The sequence below is a fragment of the Luteibacter sp. P4_E6 genome (genome assembly GCF_056401535.1).
In genome coordinates, this window is the sequence record NZ_JBFUJE010000100.1 from 1 (window position 1) to 11,102 (window position 11,102).

Below are 11,102 nucleotides of genomic sequence, written 5' to 3' on the forward strand. Positions count from 1 at the left end.
AGGCCGGCGCCTCGTGCGGTGTAACCGGCGAAAGTGCGCTCTTTGTCGCCCTGCTTGACGATCAGGCCGCCGGGGCCATTACTGGCGGTGAGGCCCCAGATGTTCTTGCCGTAACCGTTCCAGCCGCCGGGATTGGCTACCGCATAGGCCTGCTGTGAGTATGTCGCACGACGGSTGTTCTCGAAGTAGTCCATGTTGTGGTCACGGCCCCAGGCGTCGCGGATGCCGCGGAAATCCACCCAGGTATGGCTGTACTGGTGACCGAACATCGGTGCGAAGTTGAGGAAGGTCTGGCCGTGGAACTCGCCCCAGGTCTTGTCGTACGTAGCCGTCCAGGCGTGCCAGGCATCCTCGTTCACCGGGTGCGTGGGCGAACCGAGGGCCAGGATGTACACCAGCATGCCTTCGTTATAGCCGGCCCAGTCGTGCGGAATCATCTTGCCGCCGGGTGTCCAGCCCATGCTGATCAGGGCACCGTGGTTCTGCGCCCAGGTCCATTCGACGCGACGGTAAATGTCGTCGGCAAGCTGGCGAATCTCGGCTTCCTGCGGGTTGTCGTGGTCGTAATAGCTCTGCGCGAACAGGATGCCACCGAGCAGCAGCGTCGTGTCCACCGTGGAGACTTCGGTCCAGCGCGCTTCACGCTGACCGGTCTGCATGTTCAGGAAGTGATAGAAGAAGCCTTTGTAGCCGGTGGCGCCGTCTTCGGCGTCGTTCTGCGGGGCGTCGTGGAAGAAACGCAGGGTGGCCAGCGTGCGCTCGACCGCCTGGTCACGGGTGATATACCCGCGCTCGACACCCACGCCGTACGCCGTCAGGCCGAAACCGACCGAGGCGATCGAAGCGAAGGACGGGCTCGGGTAGTGATCGGGAATAAGGCCGTTGGTCGGGTTGCCGCTGTCCCAAAACCACTGGAACGTACGTTTCTCCAGCTCCACCACCATGGGCGGGACGGCGTGGAGGTCTTTGAGCGTGGCGGCCGACACGTGTTTGGCTTTCGCGGGTTCTTTCTGCGCGAGGGCAAGGGGGGCGGTACTGGCGAGCATGACACCGAGAGCTAGGGCTAGGCGTTTCATCGTAGTGGCTTTCATTGAGCGAATCCTTTGGTACGTCCCGCGGTGGCGTATGTAAACGTTTACGCCATCAAGACAAATAAAAGTCCCGGAGGACTTTGCTTGCCGTACAAAAGCAGCGCCCGCGGGGAGACTCGCGGGCGCCGAAAGTATGGTGCATCCGGCGTACCGGATGCACCCGTCGATCAGAACTTCAGGCCAACGGTGAAGCGTGCGGTACGCGGCAGGTAGGTGATGTTGCCCTGCTTGTTGTACGACACGCCGTTCGGATTGAATTCGCCGCCGGAACCCCAGGCGGTGTTGTAGTCGGCGTAGTTGGTCCAGTTGAACAGGTTCAGGATATCGAAGCGGGCGTAGATCTTGGTGTCGCCGCTGATGATGAAGTCCTTGGTGAACTGCACGTCGATATCGCGGTAACCCCAGATGTCACCACCGACCAGGAACTTGGAGCCGCGGGGAATACCAGCAACCGGCTGGCAGGAGCTACCTGTCGGCAGGATCGCGCCGTAGCAGGCGTTGTCGTTCTTCGGCAGCGGCGTGGCGACGGTCAGCTTGATCGAGGCATTGATGCCCCACGGCAGGTCGACCGCACCCGTACCGACGAAGCGGTGCTTCGCCACCGCATTCGAAGTGATGAACGGGTAGTCATTGATCGTGGCTTCGTCGAACGAGTAATGCTCGTTGATGTCACGGTTCTGCTTGGCATGCGAGTACGTGTACGCCAGGCTTGTGCTCCAGCCGGATTCCACCGTGTACGGCTTGTTCGCCGACAGCAGGACCTGCGTGGTGCGTGTGGAGATGCCGTTGTTACCGATGATCAGGCCGCCCATGTTCGGCACGCCATTGCTCCAGGGCTGTGAACCGCCCTGGAAGAACTGGCCGTTGGGGAAGCGGTTGCCGAGGGTGAACACGAAACCGTCTCTCGACAGCACGCGGGTCACCGTGGCATCGGTCTGCCAGTCACCGACGGCATTGGACATACCGAGGCTGAACTGGTCGGAGTACGGAGCCTTCAGGTGGTTGTTGAGCATGTCCACTTCCTGGCCGGAATTGCCGCCGGAGAGAAGACTGTTCAACACACCCTGGCCGCCCGTCAGATAAGCCGGATTGAAGGGGATGCAGTTCGACGCGCCGGTGTCACACGGGTGGGTCGGAAGATTGAAGTTCAGCGTGGTCTGCGGCAGCGTCAGCTTGGTCTGCTCGACCTGAAGGTAGTCGAACAGGTTGCGGTCGTAGGCGCGGCCGGCACCGCCGTGGATGACATGCGCTTCATCGCCGAACAGGTCGTACGAGAAGCCGAGGCGCGGCTGCCACTCGCCCTTGTAGGCTTTGCGGTTATTGCCGGTGCTGATGTAATCGTTGACGTTGACGCCGCCCTTGGCAAGCGATTCCGCATAGGTCTGGCCGACCGGTGCACCCGCGTACGGGTCCTGCGAGTTGAGGGCATCGAGCACGCGCTGGGGTGTCACGTAGTTCGTGTACTGCGGCGTGACTTCGTAGTCCCAGCGCACGCCGAGGTTCAGGGTGAGGTGGTCGTTAACGGTCCAGTCGTCCTGCGCGAACATGCCGTACTGGCGCGACGTGGTGTCGGCAACGCCGTCCACGCCCGGCAGCTGCGTCGCGTAGAAGACTTTCCACGGCTGCGCCGAGGTGCCGGTCGGATTCACGTCGTAGAAGAACTGCGGATTGGACGCAGCAGCATCGGCGGCCTTCAGCTCGACCGACTTGTACTTGTAGCCGAACTTGACGACATGGTCGCCGTGCCACTCGAGATCGTTGAAGGTGAAGGTGTCGGAGATGCTTGGACCTTCCTGGCTCTTGTCCGAGATCCCGCGCGGATCGGCCGAGCCCGTCGTCAGGATCGTTGCGTCCTGCTGCTGCTGGTACGAATAGGTGGCGCCGTTGCCGACCGTGGTCGGGACCGCCCGCAGATAAGCGTTCTCATAGGTGAAGATCAGCTCGTTGTACCAGCTGTCCGCACTATGGGCCCACTTGAACGTGCCGCGCGTGTCGTGGTTGTTGTTGTCGAGCCCGGCTGAGGCCGTCACACCGCTGCCGACGTTCGAGACCTGCGTTTCGCGGCGCACCTGGGTGCTGATCTCGATGCGGTCGCGGTCGGTCAGCTCCCAGTCGATCTTGCCGAAGTACAGCTTCTCGTTGAAGGGGATGTTGGCCGGACCAATTTCAGCCTGCGCGGACGCGGGAAGCAGCGCACTGACATTCGCATTGTTGACGCTGTTCGGCGTGACCGAAATCGGCGTGTCGAACTTCTTCTCTTCGTAGGCCACGAAGAAATGCATCTTGTCCTTGATGATCGGACCGCCGAGCGCGAAACCGTATTCCTTGGATTCGGACTCGACCTTCTTGCCGGAGAACTTCTCGATCGGCGTACGGTTGCGGAACGCGTCGTTGGTGTACGTGCCGAACACCTCACCGTGGAACTCGTTGGTGCCCGACTTCGTATCGGCGGTGATCGCCGCGCTCGAGACCTGGTCGTACTCGGCCTTGTAGTTCGAGGTGATGACCTTGTATTCGCCGATGGCAAGCTGCGGGAACGGGTTGCCCTGGCTACCACTCTGGCCGGAGACGCCGCCTTCCTTCACGTAGCTCTTCTGGCTCACGCCATCGATGTAGACGTTCGTCGAGCTGGTGTTCTGTGCGCCGCCGCGAAGCGACGTATTGCCCTTCGCATCGACGCTGAAGACCATGCCCGGCACGGTGTCGGCGAACTCGAGGAAGTTACGCGAGGCCTGCGGAATGGTCGCGATCTGGTGCAGCGAGATCGTCTGGCCGACTTCCGGCGTCTTCACTTCCTGGATCGTCGTGGCGGCGACCGTCACGCCTTCCATGGCCGTCGCATTGGCCGCGTTGGCCGTCGTGCCCTGGGAGGTCGGGGCCATCAGGTTCACGGTGGCCGTGGAGGCGACCGTCAACGTGATGTTCTGCTCCGTGGCCGGGCCCGCGTCCACGCGATACGTCGCCGGCGGCAGGCCATTGATCACGTAGGAGCCGTCGGCACCGGCCGTCGCATGGCGGGTCAGGCCGGTCTGCGGGTTGAACACGGTGACATTGGCGCCCGGCGTGGCCTTGCCACGAAGCGTGGCATTGGCGGTCTGTGCGAACACGGCGCCGGGTGCGATCGCGGTGGCGACGGCGGCAGCGATGACACTGACCAGCAGCTTTTTCTTCAAATGCGACGAAACCTTCATGAATCCCCTCTCCCAAATGGTTCTTGCTGTGCTGTCCGGCCCGGCGGAGCGTGAAACACGGAGGTCGACATTGGTGTCGTCCGCGGTGGTCGTGCCACTTTTTCGAGAGCGTTATGCCCCCGTGCTTTCCCGCCCGTTCCGCGGTTGCGGACCGGAAGTTCGTTCGGATGTCCTGTGATTGACGCCGTCCCTGAGGTTCCAGCCACGGCCCGGCAAGCCGTGTATTCCGACGGGCGTCAGGCCCGTCGTCTTACCGTGTCGCTCCCGCCACACGAGGCGCGAACGACGATTTCGGTGCTGACGACATGCGGCTCGGGAGCGGCGTCGTCGGGTGCTTCGATCATGGCGGCGAGACGCTCGAGGGCGGCCTCACCAAGCTCGGCGATGCGGATGCGCACCGTGGTCAACGGCGGCGACACATAGCGCGCCATGGGAATGTCGTCGAAGCCCACCACGGCGATGTCTTCGGGCGTGCGCACCTTCGCCTCGGCGAGTGCGGACAGGCAGCCGATCGCCATCATGTCGTTGGCGGCGAAGATCGCATCGGGGCGCGGCACCATGGCCAGCGCCTGCTTGCCGGCGTGGTAACCGGATTCCTCGGTGAAGTCGCCGTGCAGCACAGCCGCACGCCCACCAAATCCGGCGGTGGACAGGGCGTCGCGGTAACCGCGGATACGCTCCTGCACGTCGTGGTTCACTTCGGGACCGGCAATGAAAACGATGCGCTTGCGACCCAGGCCCAGCAGGTGTTCGGTCATGGCGCGGGCACCGCCGAAGTCGTCCACGTCGAGCGAGGCGTGCCGTTCCGAGCGCACGTGGCTGTTGATCAGCACGGTCGGCAGGACGATCGGCAGGTTCTCGTCGAGGAACGCTTCGTCCGCATGCGGCGACATCACCAGCAGGCCGTCCACGCGGCCCTGCATGGCGCGCAGGGCGATGGCGGCTTCGGTGGCATCACCGTGGGAGCTGGAGACCAGCAGGTAGAGCCCACGCGCCCGTGCGGCCAGATCGATACCGCGGATGAGTTCGGAGAAGAACGAACCGTGCAGATCGGGCAGGAGGGCGCCGATGGTCTGGGTACGGCGGGTGATCAGGCTGCGCGCAGCATTGTGCGGAACGTAGCGGAGGCGGGTCGCAACTTCTCGAATCCGCTTCTGGGTTTCGGCCGTCACGCCGCCATGGCCGTTCAGGGCACGGGAAACCGAGGCCACGGAAACGTTGGCCATTCTCGCGACGTCTTTGATGGTCACACTCACGCGTTTTCGCCCTTATCCCCCGCCCCGGAGGGCTGACGGCGCGGAACGTAAACGTTTTCATGGGAGCTTGTAAAGTCTTCGAAAACAAGGCCTTGTTGCGCTGCGGTACGATACTGGACGAAGAGCGATACCACTCGCCCCCACCTGTTAAAAACGTGTGTGGTGTCAGCGACTTGACTGGTACGTAAACGTTTGCGGCGACGCAGCAGCTGTCTCAGCGAAAACGTCACGGAGATGAATGGCTGCCGCGTTTAGTAACGGGCGTTACATGGAAAATCGCGACTTCTTGCGCTTTGAAGCGCCGCTCGTTCGCCCCTGTAGGAGCCGATTCATCGGCGATGGGTGCTCGCGACCCGTTAGGGATCGCCGATGAATCGGCTCCTACACAGAGCGGTGCTGCCCAAATCTCACGCTTGCTGCGCTGTCGTCGACGTGGCGGCGGTGGCAACCACACGCTTCGACGACCAGACACTGCACGGATCGCCCTCGACGGCACGCCTGCGGGTGGCGACGCCTAGCCACGCGAAGCCCACGCCCATGGCGATGGCAACGAGGTCCACGCCCAGCACGGCGAAGCGACCCTCCGCCAGCGTGCGCATGAGGCGATCTCCGTGGATCGCCATGTCGAGCACGCCAACGGTCACGCTTACCAGCGCCGTCGCGCAGAGCAGATCCACGGCCGCCTTCGCCGGCCGGCGCCAGAAGGTCCAGATCACGGCGGCCGCGAAGGCAGTGAAGCAAACCGGCTGGACGATCGCTTCCGGCGTGGCGCCAAGCAACGGCCCGATCAGATTTCCCAGGAAGGTCGCCGAGATGGCGAAGCACGAACCGATGCACACGCCCACGGTAGCCGTGGCCATCGCGCGTACCTTCATCGGCTGCTCGGCCTGGCGCCGCTTACGCCGCGTCTCGATATAGAGCAGGTTGCCGGAATAGAAAAGGAAGGCGCCAGCAAGCCCAAGCAGGAAGTACAGCCAGCGCAGCGACACGTTACCGAACGAACCGAAGTGCAGCCCGAAGATGGCGGCGTAGGTCGCGTGGTTGGCATCGCGCGCCCCGCTCACCTGCACCTGCAAAACATGGCCGTCGGCGGCATCGAGCGAGACCATGCCGTACTCACCGAGCGTCTTGGTCGAGGTGCCGCGTACTTCCGCAGCCGCGCCCTTCTGGCCGTAGTGCACGTAACGCATGTAATCGGGTTTGAAGTTCGCGACACCGGAGGCGATTGCCGCCTGGCGCGCCCGCGCACCGAGTTCCGCCGGGGTCAGCATCACCGCGCTGCCACCCTTCGCCGTCGTTTCCGGAAGCGCGCTGGTCATGCGCTCGAACGCCAGCAACAGCTTGCCGTCGAACGCCGCCGTGTTGAACGCCATCAACATGACCATGGTCAGGCAGAGCAACGCGCCGGTGATGGCGAAGATGATGTGGAAGGGCAGGCTGAGAATGCCGATGACGTTGTGCGCGTCCTGCCACAGCCGCTTGAGGTTATGACCGGGGCGCAGCGCGAACAGCTCGCGCACGAGATTGGGCAGATGAATCAGCAGGCCGGTAAGCAAGGCGAGACCGTAGATCACGCTGACGACACCCATCAGATAGATACCGATCGCCGGGATGCCGAGGTCGTAGTGCAGCTCGTAGACGAAGTCGGCCAGTGCGTGCTCGTGGTCTTCCGCGTCGCGCGCGCTGCTCTCGTTGAGCGTCTGCGTTTTCCAGTCGCCGCTCTTGTCCATCCAGTACGCGGCCACCTCGTGCGACGGATGATCGGCTGGGAAGGTCACGCCGATCTGGTCGCGCGCCCCGGGGTGCGTGGCGACGATGCCCTCGAGCATTTTCTCCACGCGATCCATCGTGTCGGCACGAGCCATCTCGGCCCGGGGCGACGCCCAGGTGTCGATCTCGTCGTGGAACATCGTCAGCGCGCCCGCGTAGAACGCGATGAACAGCGCGAAGCCAGCAAGCAATCCGGTCCAGGTGTGGACGACGGTAAACGTGCGAATGGTCGAGGCTTTCATCGGATCAGAGCCCCGGCATCGTGTGCTTGGCAAGGAACAGGGCGCCGAATGCGGCGAGGTTGGCCACGGCCAGCCAGGCCCAGGCGCGGGCGCCGCTGCGGAACATATAAGTGCCACCCATGATCCCGGTCCAGACCGGGAAGAAAGCGACCAGGAAGGGCAGGGTCACCGATTCGCYCGAGCCCGGCCAGATCCAGATCATCACGGCGATGAGGGCCAGCGCCAGCGGCAGGCCGAGCAGGATGCCGGCGAAGGTCTTGGCGAGCATCAGCGGTTTTTCCGTTCGGCGGCGGGGCGGAAGAGCCATGCCACATAGGGCCAGGCGACCGCGCCGAGCATCAGCGCGGCGAGCGCGGCAACAATCCCGGGAAGCGACGTCTCACCGGCGATCCAGGCGGCGAACGCGATGACGGCGAAAACCCATGCGGCAAGGCGGCCCCTGCGCCCCAACGGACGCGCCAGCACGCGCTGGTTCCGGGCCGAGAGATAAGCGAGGGCCATGGCGACGAGGGCCGCCACGCAGCCGAGGGTATTCATTGGCATGGCCTGTCGATGGCTGATTGATAATTATTATCATTTAAGCCAGGACGGTCAACCGTCGTATCACTGTCCGTATGGCCGCCAATAGGCGCCTCCCGGTCCAAGCATCTCCATGACAGCGTCCACGGCTCTACGGGGTTTACTGGGTTTAGGGTCACATGTCAGCGGAAAGTGAGTGATCGGTCCCTGGCTTCCCGTCCCCGAGCCATCGCCGTCAATGCCGTAGCCAAACGATGCAGCGCTCGCCGCCGCCGCCGCCGCTGCCAGCCGGTTCGCTGTGCATGGCGCCGGCCGACTCGTCCGCGAGCCCCCTGGGCTATGGAAAAGGTCTTCCAGCTGACGCGCCTGCGACCGCTCGGGCAAACCAACGCAGGCAACCGMAAGCGCTATCGAAAGCCAGCACACATAGGGACGCCTCATGACAGCGTCGCCGCGTCGGTGTCCCAGCGCATCCGCGGAAGGGCACGCGGAACGTTGAAGCGGGGGATGCCACTCACGAGGTTGATATAGCCCGAGCCGGCCGACGCCGTGCCGGACACACCTGCTGCGGACAATGCCGAACAGGGCCGACGATACCGACCTGATGATGCTGCGCATGTCGACTTCTCCTTGTCGAGGTGGTGGAACTCCTGATGCCAAACCTAGACCTCTTTCCAACTCCCTGGAATATCTCTCCGGTTATAGGCGCCGCCTGCTTTGCCCGGCTGACCGCTGTGGGCCTGGTCAAAGAATCACCACCTGCTCAAGTTTTGACCAAACCGACCGTTAACTGAATACGGGGGTTAAGTAAAACTAGCGTTAACCCTTGCGTTAAATTAGAATTAACACCACACGAATCACCACGTTGGCGCGTCTCGCCACGTAGTGCGACAGGAAACCACGGTAACTCGTTGAAATAGCAGCCATGTTGACCACCATCCTCATTGCCACCACCCTCGTTGCCTTCGCTCTTGCGGCGGCCTCGGTGCGACGCATCCCGGAAGGTCAGGTCTACAGCGTGCGTCGCCTCGGCGGCTCGCCCTCGTTGCTTACCGCTGGCACCCACATGCTCGTGCCGATCATCGACCGCGTTTTCCACAAGATCGACCTCGGTGGCCAGACGCTGCGTTTCGACGGCGGCACGGTCTACTGGCAGGTGCTCGAGCCGGAAGTGGCCGACGAAGTGATCGACGAAGCGCCTGAGATGATTCGCAGCAATGTTGTTGCTGCCCTGCGCGACGCCAGCTCCGCCCATTCGGCCGACCGCCGCGCCGTCGGTACCCAGCTCAAGCACACGATGAATGGCTCGCTGCGTTCGCGCGGCATGCTGGTCACCCGCGTCGAGCTCGACGCGGCCTGATCCCCCGCGCTGGCGCCTTCGCGCCGGCGCTTTCATACTCTTGCGCCCCATCACCATTCCCCGGTGTCGCATGACTGCGCGCGAAGCCCTGCAAACCCAGCTCGAACGCGGCATTGCCACGCTTGGCACCGTCCTGCCCGAGGGCGCCGTGGCGCGCCTGCTCGATTACCGCGAGCTGCTCGAGCGCTGGAACTCGGCCTATAACCTGACAGCGGTCCGTAACGCGGACGAGCAGGTCGCGCGCCACCTTCTGGATTCGCTGGCCATCGTCCCGTTCGTCGAGGGCACGACGCTTGCCGATCTGGGGACCGGTCCGGGCCTTCCCGGCATTCCCCTGGCGATCGCCGAGCCGGCGCGCGAGGTCCTCATGGTCGACTCCAACGGCAAGAAGGTCCGCTTTCTTCGCGAGGCGATCCGCTCGCTGAAGCTGACCAACGGACGCGCCCTGCAGAGCCGGGTCGAGGATGTGGAGGGCACGTTCGACTGTATTACCGCCCGTGCTTTCGCCAGCCTGGCGGACATGCTTGGCTGGGGCGGGCATTTGCTGGCGCCGGGTGGTGTGTGGCTGGCGATGAAGGGCAAGCATCCGGCTGAGGAGCTGGATGGGGTGCCGGAGGGGTTCACCGTCGAGGGGATTCATGTGTTGACGGTGCCGGGGGTCGAGGGCGAGCGGCATCTGGTCGTGATTCGGCGGGCGTGATCGCCAGCACCCTTCGCCGCTGAAGCGGCTCCCACAAGGAGCTGCTTCTGCCCTTACACCCTGTCTAGGGCTGGACCTCCCGGCAATGCTACGCTAGCGCCCCTTCCGCGCTCGGTAGATAACGACCCTCCATGGCCCGCATCCTCGCAGTCGCCAACCAGAAAGGCGGCGTCGGCAAGACCACCACCTCCGTCAACCTCGCCGCGGCCCTGGCCGCCGCGCGGCGCAAGGTGCTGCTCGTCGACCTCGATCCGCAGGGCAACGCCACCATGGCGTCGGGCGTGGACAAGCACGAGGCCAAGCCGAATGGCTGCGAAGTGCTGCTGGGCGAAGTAGAGATCGGCAGCGTGCTGGTGCGCACCGAGGCCGGTTACGACCTGCTCCCGGGTAACGGCGACCTCACCGCCGCCGAGCTGAAACTGATGGACGGCATGGCGCGCGAGCATCGCCTGAAAGAGCAGCTCGCCAAGGTCGCGGACAACTACCACACCATCCTGATCGACTGCCCGCCCTCGCTGCACCTGCTGACGCTCAACGCGCTCACCGCGGCCGACGGCGTGCTGATTCCCGTGCAGTGCGAGTACTTCGCGCTGGAAGGCCTGTCGAGCCTGCTCGACACGATCAAGGCCGTGCGGATGCGCCTGAACCCCGAACTCGAGGTCGAAGGCCTGCTGCGCACCATGTACGACGTGCGCAACAACCTCGGCAACGAGGTCTCGGCCCAGCTCACCCTGCACTTTGGCGACAAGGTGCTGCGCTCGATCATTCCGCGTAACGTGCGTCTTGCCGAGGCGCCCAGCCACGGCCAGCCCATTCATCTCTACGATCGCGGGTCGCGCGGCGCCATCGCCTACATCGGCCTCGCCGGCGAAATCATTCGCCGCGAACGCGCCATGCTGGCGGCACAAGGCGCGGCAAGCGACACCCCCGAGACCGACGACGCGGCGCCCGACGCCACCGACACGGTTCCGAC

At 64.0% G+C, this 11,102-nt stretch carries 9 protein-coding genes; 3 read left to right on the forward strand and 6 right to left on the reverse strand.

The features are described from left to right. The 6 genes from AC1DT2_RS08595 to AC1DT2_RS08620 all read right to left on the reverse strand — a co-directional run. A partial coding sequence (locus tag AC1DT2_RS08595) for a glucoamylase family protein (protein WP_477295862.1) occupies positions 1-1,076 on the reverse strand: 1,076 nt, incomplete at its 3' end. 182 nt (positions 1,077-1,258) lie between these two features. Continuing rightward, positions 1,259-4,282: a TonB-dependent receptor gene (locus tag AC1DT2_RS08600; RefSeq protein WP_477295863.1), complete on the reverse strand. Its 3,024-nt coding sequence runs from the start codon at positions 4,280-4,282 to the stop codon at positions 1,259-1,261. Between the two features lie 236 nt (positions 4,283-4,518). Continuing rightward, positions 4,519-5,538, reverse strand: a complete 1,020-nt coding sequence (locus AC1DT2_RS08605; RefSeq protein ID WP_345777504.1) for a LacI family DNA-binding transcriptional regulator — start codon at positions 5,536-5,538, stop codon at positions 4,519-4,521. Between the two features lie 407 nt (positions 5,539-5,945). Continuing rightward, a complete protein-coding gene (locus tag AC1DT2_RS08610) occupies positions 5,946-7,550 on the reverse strand; it encodes a PepSY-associated TM helix domain-containing protein (protein WP_477295864.1) in 1,605 nt (534 codons plus the stop codon). A 4-nt stretch (positions 7,551-7,554) separates the two neighbouring features. Then, positions 7,555-7,818, reverse strand: coding sequence for a hypothetical protein (locus AC1DT2_RS08615; RefSeq protein ID WP_477295865.1), 264 nt, complete (start codon positions 7,816-7,818; stop codon positions 7,555-7,557). After that, positions 7,818-8,087, reverse strand: coding sequence for a hypothetical protein (locus AC1DT2_RS08620; RefSeq protein ID WP_477295866.1), 270 nt, complete (start codon positions 8,085-8,087; stop codon positions 7,818-7,820). The genes AC1DT2_RS08615 and AC1DT2_RS08620 overlap by 1 nt, the downstream gene beginning before the upstream one ends. Positions 8,088-8,994: 907 nt before the next feature. Here AC1DT2_RS08620 and AC1DT2_RS08625 point away from each other — a divergent pair. From AC1DT2_RS08625 to AC1DT2_RS08635, 3 genes are all read left to right on the forward strand, one after another. After that, positions 8,995-9,429, forward strand: coding sequence for an SPFH domain-containing protein (locus tag AC1DT2_RS08625; RefSeq protein ID WP_477295867.1), 435 nt, complete (start codon positions 8,995-8,997; stop codon positions 9,427-9,429). A gap of 70 nt (positions 9,430-9,499) precedes the next feature. Continuing rightward, positions 9,500-10,129, forward strand: a complete 630-nt coding sequence (rsmG, locus tag AC1DT2_RS08630) for a 16S rRNA (guanine(527)-N(7))-methyltransferase RsmG (RefSeq protein WP_213949117.1) — start codon at positions 9,500-9,502, stop codon at positions 10,127-10,129. Positions 10,130-10,260: 131 nt separating this feature from the next. Further along, the coding region (locus tag AC1DT2_RS08635; RefSeq protein ID WP_477295868.1) for a ParA family protein at positions 10,261-11,102 on the forward strand (842 nt) is incomplete at its 3' end.